This window comes from Bacillus sp. IS1 (assembly GCF_032461585.1).
Taxonomy (GTDB): Bacteria; Bacillota; Bacilli; order Bacillales; family Bacillaceae; genus Bacillus; species Bacillus velezensis.
Genome location: NZ_JAWCWR010000014.1, coordinates 1 through 22,186, shown reverse-complemented (window position 1 = coordinate 22,186; position 22,186 = coordinate 1). Strand labels below are relative to the sequence as shown.

The window sequence follows — 22,186 nt, the reverse complement described above, 5'->3', positions numbered from 1 at the left end:
CAGCCGCGGATCTCCTTCAGCTGCAGCCAGGGCGGCCCGTTGCCTGCCCTGCCTACAAAAAAGCCAGCGCCTGGCCGGCTCCGGAATCCGGTTGCCCCGCAGCTTCAATGAGCCGCGGAGATTTCACGGCGCGGCGCTGCCGGTACATTCCCGATCGCTTCGTAAACGCGGGGCGTTCTCGCCTTAGATGCTCTCCTGCCGGCGCCACATCGGAACCGACAGCCGCGGATCTCCTTCAGCTGCAGCCAGGGCGGCCCGTTGCCTGCCCTGCCTACAAAAAAGCCAGCGCCTGGCCGGCTCCGGAATCCGGTTGCCCCGCAGCTTCAATGAGCCGCGGAGATTTCACTGCGCGGCGCGCTGCTGATGCAGCCCTGATCGCTCCGTAAACGCGAGGCATTTTCTCCTTCAGACGCTGCTCTACCAGCGCCGATCCGGACCAACGGCCTCAAATTTCTCCTTCAGCTGCAGCCAGGGCGGCCCGTTGCCTGCCTGGACACAAAAAAGCCGGCACCCGGCCGGCTCCCGAATCCGGCTGCCCCCGCAGCTTCGATGAGCCGCGGAGATTTCACGGCGCGGCGCTGCCAGTGCTTTCCCGATCGCCCCGTAAACGCGGGGGTTTTCTCCTTCAGACGTTCTCCTGCCGGCGTCGCATCGGAACCGACGGCCGCAGATCTCCTTCAGCTACCAGGGCGCCCCGTTGCCTGCCCGGACACAAAAAAGAGCCGGTTCCTTTCAGCCGGCTCTGTCTCTACTATCATTTAAAGGTGAAAAAAGATTATGGAAAAAACTATCAAGTAAACTGCCAAAACAGTAAAGCACAACAATTCCAGCTACCACGCTCAAAATTCTAAATCTCCGATCAGCACTATACCAGCAAGAAGGAACCAATATTAAGCATACAACCATTATAATTAATTTAGTCGTCAATTTGATCAACCTCTTGGTTTTCGTATTGTCCTGCAATGTACATATTATTATTATCATCAATCAATATATGGTAGCAATAACGAAATTCTTCATCAACATAATATGGTATCTGAGATGGAATATCTTTTGATATATTCACCATACCTTTTTCGGAATCTATAGATTGTGTTGCTAAATAATCGGCATCTGTCATTCGTTCAACAAAATTTTGATCGTTCGTATAAACTCTTAAAATAGTGAATTTTTTCGTTTTATCCTTTCGAAATAAGCCATTAATTGATTTATGCATTTTATGATTACTAAATGCAATTGCAGAAATATACCACATTGGCACAAACATAAAAGGCAGTAACATTGCACTGAAAGTATAGAGATACATGTAGCATGAAAAGATCAAGGTCACTACTGCTAGTATCGTGATCCAATGCTTATTTAAAAAATCTTTAGATAGAGTTTTCACATCATTTAAAAATAACTTAATATTCACATCTTCTCCTTCCTAGTTCACCACACGCCGTACAACACCGCTAAAATGAGCACGCCAATAGGTATTGTTCATCTTATCTACCTGGACACCATGTGAACTATTATCATTTAAAAACTTCCCATCCCCCAAGTAAATACCCACGTGGCCATTAGTCTTATAAGTATCAAAAAAGACAAGATCACCGCGTTTCATGTCTTTAGCGTCAACTTTTTTCCCAAATTTCACAAGTGAATCAGTAACAACTGATGAAACATCACCAAGATTAACGCCGCCTTGAGCATACATCCAATGGACAAAAGAAGAACAATCAAACGACCTTCTGTTGATATCAAATTGATTTCTTCCTCCACCCCAATTGTAAGGGCTTTTCCCAACAAGCTCTAATCCTGCTTTAATGGCCTTTTCAGCTGCTTCAGGACCTTTATCTTTTCCAGGATTCATATTGCCAAAACTAACTTCTTCAGCTTTCCCAGATCCATACAAATCCATATATTGAATTACTTCTTGGACATACCAGTCAGCATTATTGTAAGCAAAAATGGCTTTTTGAAAGTCACCCTTTGCTGCCCCACTAGCAGCAAGATAGTTTGCCGCGGAATAAATAGAATCTTCTAAGTCCCATATATCAGCCTTGCCATCACCATTTGCATCGACTCCATAACCACCATATTTTTTAATCGTTTTCAAATCAGACATTTGACTTTTTGGAATATTACCTTTCCCAAGTCCACTACAAGAAGGATGTCCCCATCCTACCCAAGTACATGGCATAAACTGAACAGGGCCTTGAGCCCCCACATTTGATTCCATCTTTTTAATTGATGAAAATCTTGTTTCAATTCTATGGATAGAAGCAAGTAATGTCCAAGGTAACTTATATTTTTCAGCTGCCTTTTTATATAGTGGGATATATTCTGCTGGTATTTGATTCTCACCAATTTCTGATATATTGATATCAGAATAATCACTGGTGGGAACTAATTCTTTTTGATTTGTTAAAACTCCAAAAGCACCCATTACCAAAATGACCGCCATAACAATTCCCGAAATTACTAATATAGCTGCGCTGATCCCTAAACCAATGTAGATCTTGATTTTCTTTTTTTTATAATTATATAGAGTGTTTAGAGCCTTAACTTGGAAGGTTGACACTAACATCACTCACCTTTTTTTCTCCTGAAACATCCTTTATTGTAACAAGGTACCAATCTTCTTCTGACTTTGATTTACCCTCTTTATCAAAAACCTGCCCTTGCATAACTACGTTCCATCGGACAAGATCTTTATTATCATTAGAAACGTCAGTAATATATATTTTTTCGGGTTTAACTTTATAATGGGTCAACGTCCCTCTAGTTGGATGTTTTTTCAAAGCATTATAAAGCTCTTCGGTCATATAATCTTTTGCATTTTCTATGTTATCAATAGGATTTTCAGCATTAAAAGCAGCATACCGTTTCACAAATTCTTCAGCTGTTTTTTTCGTTTCTTTTTTTTCCTCTTCAGAAAGTCTTTCAGCTTGATCTAAGGATGATTTATCCTCTTCAAGACTCATAGCTCCTTCTGAGGATAAATCATCTTCAGCGGGCTTATTAATGTTATTCTGCTTGGCTGATGCGCCATCATCTTTGGACACAGATTCATTTGAGCTAAAGAAAATAGCCAGTCCAGATACTAAAAACAGAGCGACACCGACAGCAAGAGTAACCAACTTTTTATGACGAACACTCACCCGCCTCACTCTCCTTTATTTTCATTCATCCTTTTTCTTATTTGGTCTAACTCTCTTGAATGAGGATTTTGTTGATTAGTTTCATTAGAATTAGCTGTCTCGTCTCTTTTAGGCAGCTGAACAATATTATCAGCAGAATTGTTTTCACGCGTTCTTTGCTCCATCGCTTTCATTTTAGCTTTCTCTCGTGCTACGGTTTGATATTCTCCTGTTTGCCTACGTTCACTTTCTGGTTTTAAGTTTTCAGGAGTTTGCGGTTGTTTATGGATTCGCCGTTTTTCTTGTGCTTCTTGCCTGCGGATTCTTTGTAAAGCTTCTTCTCCTTGAGGTCTCTTTTGCACAGCGGTATTTTCATTCTCCCCCTGTCCTGGTTGCTGCTTAATTCGTTCCCCATCAGCCTGTCTTTTCTGCATTTGATTGATTAAATGCTGATTCTTGTTACCAGACTGTTTTTCATCTCTGTTTTGGCCTTTACCATTCTGATCAGATAGTTTACCTGCTGACAGTTGTTCCAAATCCTTATGACTTGGTTGTTTTTTAATACGATTATCTTGTTTATTCTTCTTACTATTAACATTTTTTAAAAGTTTATCAGCTGCTTTATTATCAGCTTTCTTGTTTAGATTAGCAGCAGCTTTATTGCTATCTGTCCCCTCTGAAGCTTTTATTGGGGCTTTATCTGATTTATTCAACCTATCAATATTTTTTTGCAGTCTATTCGGACTTCCTGATGATGTAGTTCTTCCAGAGGAATACAATCCACCTCCACCACCAGATTCTTGAATACGATCTTTCACCATTTGTTGTTCTTTTGAATTTTGAACCATCTTTTGTGTAAATTCTCGTGCTTTTTCTAAGTTCTGCTTAACAATTTGATATCCCCAAAGTTTAGATGAAAGCACAATCATTGTAATAACAACTATAGCCACTCCCGTAACAATAGATAAGTAATTCCAGTTTTTATCCTCTGCTACCTTATACACTATATTTACAAGGCTGAACATCAATATGAGTGAAAAAGTAAATGCTACTGACATTGCAAGAAAATTTAACAATTTAAGCACCCATTGACTTGCAAACGATCGAAAAGTAGGCATAATCGCAGCCATTATAATGAAAACACCTATTGAAGCTTGTATTAAGAAGGCAGCACTGTATATTTGAACTAGAAAAGACACTAGTCCAGCAAAAGCCAAAATTAATACGGCTGGAACCCAAATGAGGAATGATAATACAGTTCTTTGATTGGTATACTCAGCTGAAAACATAGTATCATCCAAATTTTCTTTAATAAATTTCTTCCGTTCGTCACTTTCTGGTTTAGTTTTTAAAAGCGTTCGCAACTTTTCTTTACCAGCCTCTATATCCTTCTGTGTAAAGTCACTTTTACTTTTTGCCCCCCCAACAATTGCTAAATTAGTCGATCCAAATTCCATCAACATATAAGGCTTAACAATCAATAAATCATGAAGTAAATTTCGAATTCTCGACAAACCATAACGTGATGATGCAGCGTCGGTGTATCTTGGTGTATCTTCACCTTTAACTCGTCCACCAGAATCTTGGCTATCTAATGAGTATGTTGATGAACTTAAAACAGCGTTTGATACTGCCAATCGTTTATCATTCATAAAACCCAGAACTGATTCACTATTCTGAACATACAAGGTGAAAAAACCTGATAATAACGCAGCAATTAGAAGTCCTCCAATAGCATGTCTAAATTGTTTTTTTGCAGTTGTATACACTAGCCAAGCTGAAGTCAAAATGAGCATAAAACCCATAAATTGGCCAATCCCATATGGACCGCCAATCTCTGCAATAAGGTCAGCGATGTAGCCAATCATAGAACCTATCAGATCAAAAGTAAAAGCTTGCTCTATAAAATATAATCCTGAGTTCACGACTACAGTATATCCATACCAAAGACCCGAAAGAATTGTTTGTTGAAACGCCAGAATACTCTCTATTACTTCATCCTTGATATTAAAGGGGTTTAATGACTTAATAGCATCTAAAATTCCTCCCTCATCCTCATCCTCAGCATAGATATCTAAATCATAATTTTCGATCGGATACTCATTATATTTAACTACCGGCGCAGAAGTATCTGGCAAGTCCGATTCTGGTGATAAATCATCCATAACATTAGGTTTAGCTGATGCAGCAGAACAAGGAATAAGCATCAGTATACAGAACATTAATAAACCGCAGCGGATAAGAAGCCGCCTCTTTTTTCTCATTTATACCTTCTCCCTTATTCATCTTTTTTGACAGGTGTCGGTTTTAATTCGTCTTTCTCCTTCTCAGTCAAACTGTCGGAGAAATAATATTTAGGAGTGATTAGCTCTCCATTCTCTTTTTCTATACTTCCAGCTTTTATAGATCCAAAAATTTGTTTTGCTAAATATTGATTCTTAACTTTTTCCATCTTCACAGAAGTAACTTTTTTTTCATTGCTTCTCAAATCAAAAAACACAAACTTATAAATATATTCACTGCCTGGCTTAATTTCATATTCGATAGCAGCATACTTTTCAACAGATTTTTCTTTCACGTTTTCATAGTCATCTGGGAGCTTACTCTTTGCGTCCTCTAAGCTACTTGATGTTTTACCACCGTTGCCCCCTATCTCCATTGAATACATCTTGTCATAAGCATTTTGATTATCATATGTGACGTATTCTAAAGCCCTTTTACACGATTCTGTATCTTCACATTTTTCTTTTCCGCATCCAGACAATAGAAGAACCCCTAGCAACATTACAGAAGTAATAATCCTTTTCATGTTGTATCTCCTTTCTAATAGAGGGAGAGATATTCTCCCCTTTAAGCGTTCACCATTTCGCTAAGGTCTTTTGATGTGTCAAACGCATTATATAGATGATCCTGCAATACTCTGAATTGCATTAATCCAACCCTATTGTCTAAATCGCGATGGAGACACCAACCGGAAGGGAGTGATGGGAGCAATTGTTCAATGCCCGCAGAATCATCAAGTTGCAAAAATTCTTGGATAGCTTTTATTTCATCTTTATTATCAGCCCTGAAGCAATAAGCAGCACCAATTTGTCCCCTAAGTTCTTTCGGTATATCTTTAATGTTTTGTGTCATCAATGTGACGGGAGATAACAAACTGCGTCCTTCTCTAAATATTTTATCAATCAAACGTGTTCCTGCTGCATTATTGAAGAAATTCCAGGCTTCTTCTATAACGATTTCTGTTAAATCATTTGGGAACATGCGCAAAAACTTAATCATATAACTTGAAAGCCCAAACAAAACAGCAACTGAAATAATATTTTGTTCTGAGTATTCTTCCTCTGGCAAGTCTTTAGGTGGAAGTGCAAGATCTGCTACTTGTAAAATGTTGAACTGTTTCGTAGCATCCAAGTGATTTTCTGAATTGGTCCTTTCTGCAAAGAAGAGCCGAGCCAGTGAAATAGATTCAAACTGTTCCAAAATATTGGCCAAGTCTTTTGCAATTTCTCTATCATCCTCAGTCAACTCTGGATCACTTTTCACTGCTTCTCTAAGCTCTGTTTTAACAAATCGAATGGCAGGCTGTTTTCTTTGTGAAACTCGTGTGCATGCCTTGGCTACCAACGTACTTTTCTTAACATCTTTTCTAATACTGATGTTTAATAAATAGTTAATAATTTCCCTAGCAACATCTGAAGCATCCTGTCGGTTTTCAAAAATAAGCCACGGGTCAAGCTTCCCGGCATCTTCATCTTTTGTTGTAAATGAAATAAAATTTAACTCCGTACCAAGCTCAGTCAATTTTTCATCCCAGTGCAAAATGTCTTTCCTTTCACTCTTCGGATCTATGAGCAACACTTTTGTTCCGTACAATGCACCTTCATAAATTAAAGAGTTCCCAGCCATTGATTTTCCAGCACCAGTCTTACCTGATAGAACCCTAACTAAAGATTGGGTTGATGTTTGTGCTGATGCTGCTCGACCAGGCCGCATAAACACAGAAGTGCCGCTGGCAGTCCTACCGATGTAACTTCCGTAATCATCACCTAATTCTTGACGATTCCCAAAAAAGCTTGATGTAACAGCGTTAACATCCACATCCTGTATAAATTCCGTAACGTACCTACGTGATCCAGGAAGGCACTCCATAAGACTTCTCAACTGTAAACCAAATGTATTTTGAAGCTTTATCCCGCCTACTGAGCTATATTCTTCTATTAAGCTTGTCACATTAACATCTAGTTGTTCTCTACTGCTTGCGCTTACCACAAAGATAGCGCTCATTAAAAAGCTGCCTTCTCTCTGCTTTTCTTCCTCTGCAATAGTCTGATTCGCTGTTGCAATTCCATCATATACATTAGAACCAGCATCTTCTCCAAATTGAGCTAAATGATTAGCCTGGTCCTCCAAATTCGATTTTTTCAAACGCAACTTACTGATCCTTTTATCAACATTTTGATAGCTCATTTTCAGACTAACACCAACACTAAACTCTAAATGTCTTAATGGTTCAAGCCATCTCGTTTCAGGAAAATATACAATATCGTCCATTGTTGTCATATGCAGAAAAGAAATATAGGTTTTTTGATTATTTCCGTAAGCATCCGTTTGATTAAGTACAAGGTGGAGACGATCTTTGGAATTTTCAATACCGGTCATTTGCAATTTCATAACTTCTTCTTCTGTTTGAACACGTGCAACTACTTCGCCACCTTTTCCATAAACCGGTGTATACTTCTCCGCCCACCCTTTATTATCAGGCAGATGTCTAATACCTATATTAAAAATCCAAGGCAACAGTTCAGACATTTCCTCTGTAGAAAGCTTTTTATATGACATTTCAAAGCTATCTAAAATGCTCTGTACTTTCCTAGCACTCCTTCTTGTTTTTTCTAAAAGTTCCTGTCCTAAATAAACTGAGTGTTGCCCCCTTAACCGATCAGTTATATTTGACAGATACTCTTTAATATTTGCAAATATCTCACTATAACTCATATCTTCTACATTTTGATCATTCATGGTATCTTGGCCGAGCTCTATGCCTACATAAAATTTCATTTTATTTTCTTCTGAACCTAATTCGTCACTGTCCTGCAAGTAGTCAAAAATAGCTTTTGTATGCTCAATTCCAACTGATTTTAAATTCCCTCGAAACTCCCGTGTGTATCTTTCATAAACATCGTTTAAAGATTGACGGACGGGAACCACAAGGCAATGAAGCTCTCTTTTCATTTCTTTAAAAAGACGTTTCAATTGGTTGAAACGTCCTATCAATTGAGCTTCAGAATCAAAGCTGGTATGAAATCCTTTGAATTCTACCCATAATTGTTGCCTCTTATCTTTTGTATAAATGACGTTTTCGCACACGGCTAGAATATCACTCTCGTATTTCAATATTTTTCACCTCTTTCGGATATTTGAAATGTCGCTTCATTCTGATTTTTTGTTCGAATCGAATTTCTTTATCTTGTTCAACCTCTTCAAATCTTATCATTTCATTAGGCTCATATTTGGTTTTCCATTTGATGATCCAGTAACGAATCATGCTCATGCTTTCCCTCTGTTGCATTCCCAATTTATAGCCTAATGCAAGTGGGACAATAATAATTAATATCAAGAAACGGGCAATCGCTGGAACAAACGGAAAAAGCCAATTAGAAATTAAATACGCTGGAATACCCATTAATAGAAAGACAAACGCTAAAATTGCCTGCGTAGTCGTGGCAGAGAACGGAAGAGATATCCCTCCGTCACTCGATCCTGCTAGCCCACGAATCACATTTGGAATTTTGAACACAGCTGTGGTACATCTTCCTCTTATCATGGTGATAGACACCTCCCACATTACATTAGACCCAAGAATCGAAGAATGGACTCCCCTAAGCTCTTAATATTGCTAACACCGTAAACAAAAACCGATAGTATAGCTAACACTACCAAAGCACCGAATGCAGCTCTAAATTTTTTAAAGGCAAGCAACATAACTAGAATTGCAAGCGCTACCCATCCGTAAATGGTTTGAATAGTCCCTTGTACATTGCTATCCCCCTTACTTTGAATTCCATCAATATTAACAGCGCCCAATATAAAATCTAAATGACCTGAGTTTTGAACATAATCAAAAAATACTGAAAGCATATAAATTCCTCCTAATATATTAAGATTTTCTTTTATTCAACTTTGGCAGATAGGTTTCTCATCTCTACAATTTCATATTTATCCGCCCCCTCATGATTTAAAATAAATTCATATCCATAAAGACTTTGAATACCTGAAACAGATTGTTTTAATTTTACATCGCTACGGACAATATATTGTTTTTTCTTTTCTCCAGGATATACTTTCAAATCTTCGATTCTCACAAACTCATAAGAGCCCTCTAGTGACTGCGCATCATTGGAATTTTTAAAGAAAAATTTCATATCATCTGCTCTATCTTTATTGACATAAGAGTTAAAAAACGATTCTAAAAATGTTCTTACATTATTCGTAGCAGCTTTATCTTCTGTAAGATCAGCATAATAGTTATCAACCGTTTTCTTCTCAGATTCCTTTGGAACATACGGTTGCGGCAGATCAATTACTGTATATCCAGTATCATCTGCGTGAACACGTATCACATAATATAGTTTTCCTGATTTTTCATCTGTATCAGTTACCTTTTTCTCGACCTCTACTTCTTTTTTCTTTCCTTTTTTATCTTTCTTTTTCTCCTTTACTTTTTCAATTCGTTCTGTTTTAATTACAGACTTAATATCTGCGTCTACATAAACGTCAGCCGTTGTTTTAGTAATCCCTTTCACTTCCATGATCCTACTTCCTGTTAAAGTTTGTTCTCCTTGCACGGAGGTATAATCTATCCCTCCATCCGGGTCCAAACCATTAGCTAAATATTTTTTCAATCTGTCTTGACGTTTTTTCTGATTGTCTTCTCCTGGTTGGATATCAAAGTAATCATTAAGAAAATTCTGAACGAAATAAGTAATACCAGGTCTTTCAGCATAATCATCTTTCACTTTATTTTCTTCAGCAGTTGCAGCATCTACTTTTTCTTCCATACTGTGAATGACTCCATTATGCCGAAATGCATTAAAAGACCCTAAGAGCACAATCACAAGTAATAAAACCAAACCTATATTCATTGCGCGCTGAAAAGTGGACGGCTTTAGAGCTACCCTTCGTGCCCTTTTTACTTGGTATGCTTTTTCTTTTTGGTCTTTTTTTAAGGCAGCCGGATCATAAATTTTTTTTTCAGCTTTTTTCGTTTTCCATTCACTCACTAGATTTTTGAAACTTTTTTTGTCCTTTTTTGGTTTTTCTGAAGAAGAGCTTTTCTTTTTGCCCCATTTATTCAAATTACTTCACCTCTTCTTTCCTGAAAATATAAATATTGCGCAAGCGATTATAATTAAAGCTCCAAGCAAGCCATATTTTGCGACCAATTGAGAATAAAAATGGGAGCCCTGTACTTTGACAGTCTCCCAAACATCTCTGGTCCCTGGAAATTGAGTGAGAATGAAACTTCCCACAAAACAAATTCCTGCAATATATATGAGCGCTTTAAAAATTCCGCGAAACATATACACTGAGACCTCCCTATAATTCTTTTTTTATCATTGGATCATCACTCAAAATGTGATGATATATCGGATCAAATGCATGCCGTTCAACATCTGCTTTACTTGCGACTAATATTGGGGCTTTAATGTCCATGTTATGAATACTCAAAATATCATTTATTGTTTTCCTAGTATTAGGTTCATTCCCACCAATAAACAGGACTCTCCAGTCTGAAATAGGAGCTTCAAACCCCACATGCATATCATAGTCTTTTAAAATCTTCTTGTCTCTATTCAAAAAATCATTATATCGGATCACTTTTTTTATTGTATTTTGCCTTTTTGCAACACTACGTTCCAGCTCCATAAAAAGCCCAATGTTATCATTAGACCCTTTCCCGCCAAAAACCAATATTCCATCAGGCTTTATTACATCCGTTTTATCATTTGTATATTGCCAGGTTGCTCTAGCCTCTGGTATCCACTCTTTAACTTCTAATCCAATTTGTTCAGCTTGTTTAGTGTATTTCATAACAATTCGGTTCAGCATTAATTGATGTTGATACCAAGGTGGCACCCTTTGGGACCACCTCGGATTCCATTTAACAACACCTTGCAATTGCTCAACATTTTGCAAACCAAAATCAGTAAGAGTGTAGATGTTAGCCGGCCTGGACATCCCATCAATCGGGACGGTGAAACTTACTAAATATCCCACATCTTTTAACCTTAATAACCTTTGAGTTAGGGTTTTTTTTGTAGGGTAGTCTGTCATGATATATTGATGTATAAAATCAGTGTCCATATATATGAATTGATGAAGGGACAGAAGCAAGTTTTTGTCACTTTCCGATAAAACGGCATATCTTTTTTGCTTCATTTTTTTCCCCTTTTTCTTTTTTTCAGGGATTGTATCAGGTTGTGTAGTAATAATGTCCAACTCAAATCACCTTTTCTTCTTTATTCCTCCTTTTGATCATCGGCTTTTGCCTTCATCCTTTGTAATATTGATCCAGTAGAGAAATTTTGATTCTCTGTTTCACCTTCGATTTTGGGTCTTCTCTCTTCTGTCTTATGCTCTTTCTGATTATTTAATTGTTTAGTATCTTCCTTCTTTTGAAGTGTAAGAGGAATCGTTTCTGCCTCAGTTTCCATCTGTTCCTCATGAATTTTTTTTGTTCTCATAAGATGCAAAGGGGTTTCTGGTTGTTTAGTAATAGGAGCCTTCAATTTCCGCGGACTTTCTTTTCTTTTTTGCGGAACATACTCTTCACCCTTCAGATAAGCTTTTATAATCAAATCAATTTCCGAGTAATGGAAACCATTTTGTGAAGAAAGCTCCTTTGCCTTTTCTAATGTCCACGCATTGGCTGCGGCAACCTCATCCTCTCTTCTATAGTTAGCAACCGTTCCATCAGGTAAATAACGATCCAAAGGAGGTACTTCCACTAAGCAGGTCACTGTTTGATCGACACCATCTATGTTATCTTGAGTGCGAACTACAGCAACTCGATCGGGAAGTGATTGTAAAAAACTTTCTGAGTAGATAGGTTGATTGGACTCTTTTGCCCTGAAAAACGGTGTAGTTACCTTTGCATCATCTTGTCCTTGTCGACAAACAAAGAAATTACCTTGAACATTTGTCATTGCTTTTTGCAAATCATCGGGAAGGTCTTTAATAGATTGGGTTGCAATTCCGGCTGAAAGTCCTTTCTTCCTCATTTCTCGCACAATATAAGGAAATATTGAAGCTTTAACCTTTGCTGCTTCATCAACAGTTAATTGATGCAACAAAGGTCGTCCAGGTCTTTGTTCTGCTACCCGATAGAATAGATATGTTAAATTACTTCCAATTAAGCTGATTTCTTGCTCCCCCATACCACTAAAATCAAAGAAAATAAAATGTCCTTCATCCATCCACTTACGGACTGGAAAAGCAAACTCTTTTTGACCAAACATCCGTCTAAATAGGTCATTTGAAGTGAAAATATCCAAACGATTAAAAAGAGGAATCCGACTTAACTCAATTAAGTCAGGGGCTTCAAAATTCCAAAAATCAACTAAATCATATGCTTCTGGAACTTTCGAAAGCCTAGATACAACACGCATCCGGAACACCTCGTCATTAATCAGCTGTTTCACACCTAAGATGGTATGTGTTTCATCTGGATCAATCACAAGGGTTTTTATACAATTTCGAAGCAGCCTTTCAGCTTGAGGAGCAACAGAAAAGTTTTCTCTAATGATCCGCATAACAATATCAGTGACAAACTCAGCTGATTCTCCTTCCATGCGATGAAGCAGATTCATTGCAGGAGGATAATCAGTATTTTTGAATGAAACCCAATGCACCTTACTCCAATCAATTTCTTTTCCATCCAGCTCCGCTTTGCAAATTTGGTTAAGTAAAACAAGAGCAGTTTCTATGGCCGGATCAACAAAAGAAAAACCTGGCCCCTTCCCGTTAGCAATAAATCCATCAATAAAACTTTTCAAAACAGCATTAATTAATGTTGACTTCCCAGATCCGTTTAAACCAGTTAAAAGCCAATGTTTCCCCAATACATCCGGCGAAACCTTCACCTCTCGATTTTTCACAAAAGGATGGTATTGATAACCAAACGTAATTCCTTCAGGACTGCTTAACACATTAGCAGGGAGAAGTTCAGTTCCTTTCCCCGCATGCGCAATAAGTTTCGACAAACTCTTCATATGATCACTTTTAAAATTCGGCATATGAATGAGGTTAGCCAACTCGCTGCCTGTCCACACCATACGATACGGCTTATTTGTAGGAAACCATTGTACTGATCGTTTTAGCTTTTTATAACGTAATTCGTTCGTGTCATTAGCAATAGAACTTATAGTGTTTCCAACATTTTTGATGATTCGAACTCCTGGATAATGTTCTGTTGCCATAGAAACAGTGCAATCAAAAGCAACCTCATTACCTGAGAAACGATGTTTTAAACTATTTAGTTCTTCTTTTTCAAAACTGCTTTGATCACTTGCCTTACGATCCCCTTTGATTTCCTCTTCTAATTTTAGAATGCCTTTTCTTAAACGCCATCCGTCATTCGGGCTAAAAGCGACTTGTACCCAAGTCTCATTTTCCATTGTAGACAGAATTCCAGATAGCTGATCAGAACGATACCGCCTTAATGGGAGAGATTTCTTCAAAGAGTTATTCCGTAGTTTCAATCTTCCTCCTACCGCTTTTTTACTCGGTATTGGCAAATCCTCTACGTCAAAAAATTGCATTCTACCATAAACACTTTTAAAGTTTGCTTTCAAAGTCTCTAATTGCGAACTCTCAGCACCAAGATAAAAGTTGTATCCCGCACCCTCTTCTGGAGAACTGCGATAAATAACAAATGAGTACCACTCACGACCTAAAAATAACCGCTCAAGAATTTTTCGTTTCGAACCGTGAATACGTCTCATTAAATTTGATAAGTCTTCTGCGGAGACTCCATCATCAGCATGCGGGAGTATATGAACATATTCATAACTTTTTTGAATCCTTAACACATAGAAAATTTTCCTCAAAACCATAAGTACCGCGGCAAGAATCAAAAAGTAAAAAACAAAACGTTGGATTGTCTTCAACCAGTAATGTAAAACATCCTCTGAAATTGAAAGCGATGTTAATAAAACATCCCACTTCCAATATCCAAAGAAAATCCCAATCAAAATTACTACAGAGATTAATCGTAAAGGGTGATCTAAAAAATGGTCCAAAACATCATCCAATATATTCCTTTGTCTTTTCTGCTGATTAGGCATCAAAAAACATTGCCTCCTTACATCAGAAGAAACAAAAGCAAAAGAGAGATATTCAATTATCAAAGATCAGATCCATATAAAATAGCTCTGTCTTGATGTCCCGATTTAAGACTGGATAGGTGTAAGTCTTGATGTTGCTGTCTTGATTTTGGGTAGTTAGGTCTTGGTGTTTGCAGCTCTATATGGAGTAAAGATCAGCATACAATTCAGTGGATTTCAAAAAGAAGGAGGTAGGGGTTTGATTGCCCGGCCGTCCTGCTCATATATTGATTAAAATCCGAATTGCAGAAGTTCTTTTTTCACTTCCAGCAGCTGTACATATTAAAAAGGGTTTTAATATGTACTCTGCAGGAAGAGAATCTTTAAAAATAGCTGTAACTACATGTTACACCCAAAACACTTTTGTATCAACGTCTCAAGCCTATTTTTATCCTATGTTTATGGTATTCTATTAAAAAGGGTACTTTCTTACCATGACCTTCTTATATCCTTCGCAAAAACATAGTATAAAACTCACATTAATCTTCAAGTGTTGTATTATATATTTTGATCGTTTTATCAGGGCGATCAGGTTGTGTAGTTGGCCAAAATTCTCTTGTGGGATTTTGGCCGTTTTAATCAAAAATCATGTTTAAAATGAGAAGAAAAACGCTTAAACAATCCTAACTTCCCACTCGATTTTTTTCGCACTCTCGCACTTATCTCTAGTTCAATTTCTTCCAGAAATTCCTTTATTTTCTCTATGTCGTGACAGTCATTTTCACGTAACTCATCGAGATATTTTTGTCTCAAACAGAGCAATTTGATCTCGCTCACCTTGCCGATATCCAATACAAATTCAGTAATCTCCGAAGCACGGTAATTAGACAACAGACCTTTCACAGTTCCAAAAAGATACTTTAGGAATGAGTCTTGACCAGAATATCCTCCTACAGTGGGGGAACCCTTCTCGCCAACAGTTAAAGAAATAGCCTCAATCACCAGATTCATATAGTCCTGGACAACAGCGATAGACGAAAAAGCAATATTAAACTGCTTGAATGCTAGTTGAACGCGGCCCCAGGCGGCAAAAATGAAACGGCCATCGGTAAAACCGCGGTTAAATAAAGCGCTGCTAAATCGTCCTGGAACATTACCAGGAACAGGAGCGCGGCCAGGAGAGGAAATCGTAGGTGAAACGTACCTGGTACCATCCAGACTAGAGGATAATGTAGCTGTAGGCACAGTACCAACAAGAGCCTGCCCACCCACGCCCTTCCCACTGTTATTAGAGAGTAGGACATTTATTTGGCCACAGAAGGATTCAGCAGCCTTTTTAGATCTGATCGTATTAAATTGTTTTGTAGTCTGCTCAGAAGCGTTTAAATGGCTCTCAGAGCTTCTTAAATCATCGGCAGGTGTTTTTGTAGGCGAACTGTCATCTGAAGCTAACGTAATGAGTGTGAAACCTCCACGCCCTTTTTTTGTTTCCACCATCAATAAGCCCTTTAAAATCATGTTTTTAAGGACTTTGCAGAATGTACTGAATGGTTTTTTTAGCGTGGCAGCAATTGACCTTTGTGAGCCGATAAGCGCCTCGTTTTCCTTTAAATAATCAACAATGTCTTGCTCATGTTCACTAAAATGGCTTCTAACTCGTTCAGAGCGGGGTTTTGCAAAGCGGCTGTTCCAATATATCTTCTCTGGGTATGCTTCACCTGTGAGGTATTCAGCTGCCTTTCTGATGAAACTATAGCTTACATAACGATTCTCAGAGCGATAAACAGATTTAACCTTACCTAATAGCTCTCTTTGGCTCATTTTCTTCTTATTGTTTTCATTCCAGCTTAAAAGGCGTACACGTGCCTCTCTCTGCGTCATACCTGCGATTTTATAAGCACATGCCAAACTAAATGACACCCGATCTCTCATGTCATCAAAACCGCCATTTTGTACGTCTCTAAAGGCTTTTGACTGCATTAAAGCGCCATTGTATGTAGAAAAATTGACTGCTCCTTTAAATTGTTCCCCTCTCTCCGCGAATTTGCGTTCACATTCAAGGGCATACCAATCTGTAAGACTGCTAGAATGCACGCTATGACCCTCATACACAACATTATCCGGATTAGGCGCTCTAAAGTAGTGCTCCGCACCGATTGCATCCAAATCGCCTCCTATAGCTTCAGCAATGCATCTTTGAATACGGCCATAAACTTTTACAGCCTTCCTGGTTGCTCTAAAAGGAGTTTTATAGACCCATAGCAAGTGAAAACCACCACTTGGACTTTGTAGAATTGTTGTTGGATACGGCAATCCAGCAACGGAAACACGGTCGAGAACGTCCGGAAGTAAAAGACCGGCATTATCAGTATTCTCTTGACCTTTTACATCAATTTCAACACACATAGCATTCAACCACCGGAGGTTTTGCCGCGTTTTCCGGTCATTCCTATAAAATGTGTTATATGTAATGTGCGTTATATTGCTCTTGTTTAAGTGTTTTTTCAAAGTTTCATATGTACGAACACCAAACTCTTGAGAGAAATTCCCCTCCGGCACAAGAAAAGCAAAGCCATAATCCTTTGAGAATTTATTTTGATAGTCATTTTTACGAGATCGAGCCTTACCTTTTGGCTTCTCTGTCATTTGCCCTCTAAAGATCGCTTCTACAGGCGTTGGGATTGACAACAGCTTGGCCCTTTTTTCGGCAGCTTTATATTGTTTCATATCATCTTTGTACATGTTCAACGTATAATCAGCTAACAGGGAAGTGCCCATGATCTATACCTCCATTTTTCCGGCAAACAAAAAGAGCCGTTAGTAAGCGGATTCGCTCACCAACGGCTCATATTTAGCCAACAATTTTGAAGATACAGATAGGCATACGCACATGACGATTTCTCGAAATGCGCGAAAAAATTTGCAGATATTTTGAAGTCTAAATATCTTGCAACTTTTCCTGCATACTGATATTATAGGTACATGAGTAATACCTATAAATCAATATGTATCTTCAAGCTCGTTGGTTTGGACGCCTTGGGAGCTTGAATCCGAAAGGTCAGTGTTGGTAGCACTGATCTTTTTTCTTGCTTATTTTATTTTCAGAATATTCAGATTTAATCATAATCCTATTTTTTTGTTTGTTTATGTCTCTTAATCTCAGATAATTTCGATATGTTAATAATGACTATACAAGATTTTTTTTCCTACGTCTACCCTAGAACCGACCAGTGAATTTCATACTAGATAAACACATTGATTAAAATGATATCAATGTGTTTATCATCATGATATCATTTTGATATCATTTTATCAAATAAAAAGAGCTTCCCAAATACATTTTTAAATTTGATATCATTTAGATATCATTTTTGATATCATTCTTACCATTAACTCTTGCATTTTTAAACAAGTTGTTTTAAGATTTTATTAAGTTGATATCATTTAGATATCATTTCAATCAATAAAAAAAGTCGAAAAAAGTTGAAAAATTTCCTAAACAAAATTTAAAATTGGTCGAAAGGTGGTTGCATTTTTCAATGAATAACCTAATTACGGAAAAAGATAATAATATTGTAAGTTTGCCGAACGTAGAACTAGAGATAGCCGCAGACTTGGGCAACTCCAAATTGAAGATGATTTTTGATCGAGATGAAAAGTCTATTCTCCGAGAACCATCTGTTATGAGAAGAATCATTAAACAACCGGAAATTACAGAAACAAATGAAAAAAAGCTTATGGCCAATATTTTTGATCAATTGTTCGCAAACGTTTCTAGTCCTTCTATAAAAAGAGCCGGCTCTTTCATGGTCGGAAAGAGGGCATTAACGTCAACAGGTGGAACTCTTCAAAACATGAATATAAATCTTGGCAAAAAGTATAAAGAGGATCTCCCCATCATTAACTTGCTAACATATATTGCTGCTAAAGCAACCAAGGATCATTACGATGCAAATTCAGTAATTCCAAGTGCTTTACATGTCCATTGCGATCTATCTACTGCGATACCGGCTTCCGAATACTCAGTTGAAAAAGCGGGGATACTTGAAGGACGTTTCAAAAAAGGTGTCCACACTGTAGTGCTTTATATTGGTGATAAACAAGTAACAGTGCAAATCTCCTTCAAATTTGTAAAAGTAACAAGAGAAGGGGTTCCATCGTTATATGCTATATTGGAAGGCCCTAATGAATATTTTGAAGAATTCAATGAGATATACCAAAAAGAAAATGGAAAGAAAATAGATGGGAATTTCTTCGCGAAAAAAAAGATTCTCCATGCTGATATTGGCGATGGAACAAGTGAGTATATTTATACTGAAGGCATGAAACCTATTTCAGATGCATGTACTGGGGCAAGGAGAGGTGTAGGGCATGCACTCGAAGAAGCCTCTGAACTGTTAAAAGACCAATTTAATGGAAATGTAGAATTAAATAGACAACAACTTGCGGAAACACTACGTAATAAGACGGATAAATATTATATTGAGGCAAGAAATTGTATGGATGAAGCAATAATTTCACAAGCAACGCTAATCCATGAGGACATTCAAGAGAGATATATCAGATACACATCTTCACAAGCTGAAATATTTGCTGTTTATGGTGGTGGTAGTGTTACCTTTAAAGACGAGCTTCATAAGGAATTGAAGGAATTTGCTGACGAAGTGAAAGCACAAATACTATGGATTCCCGAAAAACATGCAGCGGATATGAATGTTCTTGGTCTTAACATAATGAATAAGCGTATCTTCTTAAAAACAAAGAAGAAATTCAAAACAGAAACTAAAGAAGAAACTAAAAAATTAGAGGTATGATCCTATGGGAAAAGATAAAGAGCCGCGGAAAAGTTATCTGTATCGAATAAAAGAAGAGGATCGAGAGCCTGTAAATGAGTGGTTAGAGAGTCAATCCAATATCGCTGAATCTTTGACTGTTTTGATAAGGGCCTCCATTGATCGGTTCGGTTCTGAAGCTGATATTACGTCTTATGAAATCAGAAAAAAAATCACGCTAGATACAGAACGCTTACTGCATGGAGATTTACCAGGATTAAATTATAATTCCAATATCGGATCGCAGACTGAAGAAACACCGGCTGAAACACAAGAAACGGAAGCACCGAAGAAAACCGTATCTAATCTTAATATTGATGATGATGACGTACCAGAACTGGATTATGATAATGCAGTAGATCCTAATGATTTTTAATCTTTGCGAAAAAGCCTCTTTCATAGAGGCTTTTTATACGAAGAAATTAAGCCACTCTAAACTGAATATACACAAAAGGAAACGATAATTGCACTACAATCGCCCTCAGCAACACACTATTTTATTCCATCACATTAAATATGATTTTATGTTATTATTTTTTTGAGACCTTGGTCTCAAAAGAAATACAAAGGGGGAGTTTTCTTTATGAACGAAGTATCGCCAACAGATCAGCAAATAACAATTGAAGATGTCACGTCTGAACTACATAAAGCCTTTGATATATTCAACAATCATTTTTTTGATGGAATACTCCCTGTTCCAGCTATTACAATCCAAACAAATAAGAATAACAGGAATGCAATGGGATGGTGTTCTACTGTACCTAACTGGGGAACAAAAGATGGAAAACACCAAATGTATGAATTGAATTTGGCTGCTGAATTTCTCGACTTAGATTTCTTTGAAACCATGGACACTTTGCTTCATGAGATGGTCCACTTATACCACAAAGTAAAAGGCATTAAAGACACTAGCCGAAAAGGCGAATATCACAACAAAATATTTAGAGATAAGGTACTTGAATTAGGGTTTGAATATTCAGAAAATAAACCGCATCCAAGAATGGGCTGGACCTTCGCTCGTATAGGTCCGGCTTTGAAAGAGCGTATATCAAAAATGGATATCAACCAGAAAATCTTTTCTATATCAAAACGCGGCTATATGTATTTTCAGTTATTAGCAGACGGAAAAACTCCTGAACAAGCTGCTCAAATCTGCGAATCATCAGAGCAGCAACCGGCTCTTTTAAGAACAAAATCTAAATCTCATAAATGGTTGTGCCCCAATTGCGAAGTAAGAGTTATTTCATATAAGGAAAATGTCAATATTATATGTGGAGACTGTAATGAAACCTTAGTTAAACGGTAATACACCCCTCCTTTATAAATGACTTATATTCCGTTCAGCACTAGAGCATATTGGGTTTAAATATGCTCTTTTTCAGCTGGTCTATATTTATTTTGTGCAATTGACGGCTAATCCATCCTGCCGGCGCCTGGTCGGCTCCGGAATCCGGTTGCCCCCGCAGCTTCGATGAGCCGCAGAGATTTCGCGACGCGGCGCTGCCGGTGCTTTCCCGATCGCCCCGTAAACGCGGGGCGTTTTCACCTTCAGACGTTCTCCTGCTGGCGCCGTATCGGAACCGACGGCCGCGGATCTCCTTCAGCTGCTAGGGCGGCCCGTTGCCTGACCTGGACACAAAAAGCCGGCACCTGGCCGGCTCCGGAATCCGGCTGCCTCACAGCTTCAATAAGCCGCGGAGATTTCACGACGCGGCGCCCTGCTGATGCTCTCCCGATCGCCCCGTAAACGCGAGGCGTTTTGCCTTCAGACACTCTCCTGAAAGCGCCGCATCGGAACCGACGGCCGCAAATTTCCTTCAGCAGCCAGGGCGGCCCGTTGCCTGACCTGGACACAAAAAGCCGGCACCTGGCCGGCTCCGGAATCCGGCTGCCCTCGCAGCTTCAATGAGCCGCAGAGATTTCACGGCGCGGCGCGCTGCCGGTGCTTTCCCGATCGCCCCGTAAACGCGGGGCATTTTCGCCTTCAGATGCTCTCCTGCAGGCGCCATATCGGGACCGGCGGCCGCGGATCTCCTTCAGCAGCCAGGGCGGCCCGTTTCCTGCTCTGGACACAAAAAAGCCGGCACCTGGCCGGCTCCCGAATCCGGTTTCCTCCGCAGCTTCGATGAGACGCGGAGCATGGCGCGGCGCTGCCGGTGCATTCCTGATCGCCCTGTAAACGCGGGGCATTTTCGCCTTCAGATGCTCTCCTGCTGGCGCCGTATCGGGACCGGCGGCTGCGGATCTCCTTCAGCAGCCAGGGCATTCCGCCCTGGTCAGAACACAAAAAGCCGGCGCCTGGGCGGTTCCCGAATCCGGTTGCCCGCAGCTTCGATGAGACGCGGAGATTTCACGGCGCGGCGCTGCCGGTACACTCCCGATCGCTTCGTAAACGCGGGGCGTTTTCGCCTTCTATGCTCTCCTGCAGGCGCCATATCGGGACCGGCGGCCGCGGATCTCCTTCAACAGCCAGGGCGATCCGTTGCCTGACCTGGCCACAAAAAAGCCGGCGCCTGGCCGGCTCCCGAATCCGGTTTCCTCCGCAGCTTCGATGAGACGCGGAGCATGGCGCGGCGCTGCCGGTGCATTCCTGATCGCCCTGTAAACGCGGGGCATTTTCGCCTTCAGATGCTCTCCTGCAGGCGCCATATCGGGACCGGCGGCCGCGGATCTCCTTCAGCAGCCAGGGCGGCCCGTTTCCTGCTCTGGACACAAAAAAGCCGGCACCTGGCCGGCTCCCGAATCCGGTTTCCTCCGCAGCTTCGATGAGACGCAGAGCATGGCGCGGCGCTGCCGGTGCATTCCTGATCGCCCTGTAAACGCGGGGCATTTTCGCCTTCAGATGCTCTCCTGCTGGCGCCGTATCGGGACCGGCGGCCGCGGATCTCCTTCAGCAGCCAGG

General features: G+C 39.5%; 19 protein-coding genes. 3 read left to right on the top strand and 16 right to left on the bottom strand.

What is annotated here, in order from left to right:
- Positions 1–271 precede the first annotated feature (271 nt).
- From RUW00_RS22570 to RUW00_RS22510, 13 genes are all read right to left on the bottom strand, one after another.
- Positions 272–397, bottom strand: coding sequence for a hypothetical protein (locus tag RUW00_RS22570; RefSeq protein WP_315956817.1), 126 nt, complete (start codon positions 395–397; stop codon positions 272–274).
- A 519-nt stretch (positions 398–916) separates the two neighbouring features.
- Positions 917–1,414, bottom strand: a complete 498-nt coding sequence (locus RUW00_RS22565; protein ID WP_121984784.1) for a hypothetical protein — start codon at positions 1,412–1,414, stop codon at positions 917–919.
- Between the two features lie 12 nt (positions 1,415–1,426).
- Positions 1,427–2,572 carry a C40 family peptidase gene (locus tag RUW00_RS22560; RefSeq protein ID WP_315956818.1) on the bottom strand — a complete coding sequence of 382 codons (1,146 nt, stop codon included), beginning with the start codon at positions 2,570–2,572 and terminating at the stop codon, positions 1,427–1,429.
- Entirely contained in the window at positions 2,547–3,146 is a 600-nt protein-coding gene (locus RUW00_RS22555) for a hypothetical protein (protein WP_315956816.1), read from the bottom strand. Before RUW00_RS22555 ends, RUW00_RS22560 begins: the two co-directional genes overlap by 26 nt.
- Before the next feature lie 5 nt (positions 3,147–3,151).
- Positions 3,152–5,389: a CD3337/EF1877 family mobilome membrane protein gene (locus tag RUW00_RS22550; protein WP_315956815.1), complete on the bottom strand. Its 2,238-nt coding sequence runs from the start codon at positions 5,387–5,389 to the stop codon at positions 3,152–3,154.
- Positions 5,390–5,403: 14 nt separating this feature from the next.
- Positions 5,404–5,934 (bottom strand): hypothetical protein, encoded by a 531-nt coding sequence (locus RUW00_RS22545; RefSeq protein ID WP_121984780.1) that lies wholly within the window; start codon positions 5,932–5,934, stop codon positions 5,404–5,406.
- A gap of 41 nt (positions 5,935–5,975) precedes the next feature.
- Entirely contained in the window at positions 5,976–8,522 is a 2,547-nt protein-coding gene (locus tag RUW00_RS22540; protein WP_121984779.1) for an ATP-binding protein, read from the bottom strand.
- Complete coding sequence (locus tag RUW00_RS22535; protein ID WP_162988651.1) at positions 8,506–8,952, bottom strand: PrgI family protein; 447 nt, start codon at positions 8,950–8,952, stop codon at positions 8,506–8,508. The genes RUW00_RS22540 and RUW00_RS22535 overlap by 17 nt, the downstream gene beginning before the upstream one ends.
- 20 nt (positions 8,953–8,972) lie before the next feature.
- Complete coding sequence (locus RUW00_RS22530; RefSeq protein ID WP_121984777.1) at positions 8,973–9,266, bottom strand: hypothetical protein; 294 nt, start codon at positions 9,264–9,266, stop codon at positions 8,973–8,975.
- A 32-nt stretch (positions 9,267–9,298) separates the two neighbouring features.
- Positions 9,299–10,483, bottom strand: coding sequence for a conjugal transfer protein (locus RUW00_RS22525; protein WP_263908445.1), 1,185 nt, complete (start codon positions 10,481–10,483; stop codon positions 9,299–9,301).
- 241 nt (positions 10,484–10,724) lie between these two features.
- Positions 10,725–11,627 (bottom strand): replication-relaxation family protein, encoded by a 903-nt coding sequence (locus RUW00_RS22520; RefSeq protein WP_121984774.1) that lies wholly within the window; start codon positions 11,625–11,627, stop codon positions 10,725–10,727.
- A gap of 20 nt (positions 11,628–11,647) precedes the next feature.
- Complete coding sequence (locus RUW00_RS22515) at positions 11,648–14,476, bottom strand: hypothetical protein (protein ID WP_315956814.1); 2,829 nt, start codon at positions 14,474–14,476, stop codon at positions 11,648–11,650.
- 615 nt (positions 14,477–15,091) lie between these two features.
- Positions 15,092–17,230, bottom strand: coding sequence for a primase C-terminal domain-containing protein (locus RUW00_RS22510; RefSeq protein ID WP_315956813.1), 2,139 nt, complete (start codon positions 17,228–17,230; stop codon positions 15,092–15,094).
- A gap of 761 nt (positions 17,231–17,991) precedes the next feature.
- On the opposite strand from RUW00_RS22510, the gene RUW00_RS22505 reads away from it, so the two are divergent.
- From RUW00_RS22505 to RUW00_RS22495, 3 genes are all read left to right on the top strand, one after another.
- Positions 17,992–19,266, top strand: coding sequence for a ParM/StbA family protein (locus RUW00_RS22505; RefSeq protein WP_315956812.1), 1,275 nt, complete (start codon positions 17,992–17,994; stop codon positions 19,264–19,266).
- A 4-nt stretch (positions 19,267–19,270) separates the two neighbouring features.
- On the top strand, positions 19,271–19,660 hold the full coding sequence (locus RUW00_RS22500; RefSeq protein ID WP_315956811.1) for a hypothetical protein: 390 nt from the start codon (positions 19,271–19,273) through the stop codon (positions 19,658–19,660).
- A 207-nt stretch (positions 19,661–19,867) separates the two neighbouring features.
- Positions 19,868–20,590 carry a SprT-like domain-containing protein gene (locus RUW00_RS22495; protein WP_315956810.1) on the top strand — a complete coding sequence of 241 codons (723 nt, stop codon included), beginning with the start codon at positions 19,868–19,870 and terminating at the stop codon, positions 20,588–20,590.
- Between the two features lie 87 nt (positions 20,591–20,677).
- Here RUW00_RS22495 and RUW00_RS22490 read toward each other — a convergent pair whose 3' ends face one another.
- The 3 genes from RUW00_RS22490 to RUW00_RS22480 all read right to left on the bottom strand — a co-directional run bounded on the left by RUW00_RS22490 (position 20,678) and on the right by RUW00_RS22480 (position 21,474).
- On the bottom strand, positions 20,678–20,830 hold the full coding sequence (locus tag RUW00_RS22490) for a hypothetical protein (protein WP_315956809.1): 153 nt from the start codon (positions 20,828–20,830) through the stop codon (positions 20,678–20,680).
- 2 nt (positions 20,831–20,832) lie between these two features.
- A complete protein-coding gene (locus RUW00_RS22485) occupies positions 20,833–21,057 on the bottom strand; it encodes a hypothetical protein (RefSeq protein ID WP_315956808.1) in 225 nt (74 codons plus the stop codon).
- Positions 21,058–21,186: 129 nt separating this feature from the next.
- Positions 21,187–21,474, bottom strand: coding sequence for a hypothetical protein (locus tag RUW00_RS22480; protein WP_315956807.1), 288 nt, complete (start codon positions 21,472–21,474; stop codon positions 21,187–21,189).
- Between the last annotated feature and the right edge of the window lie 712 nt (positions 21,475–22,186).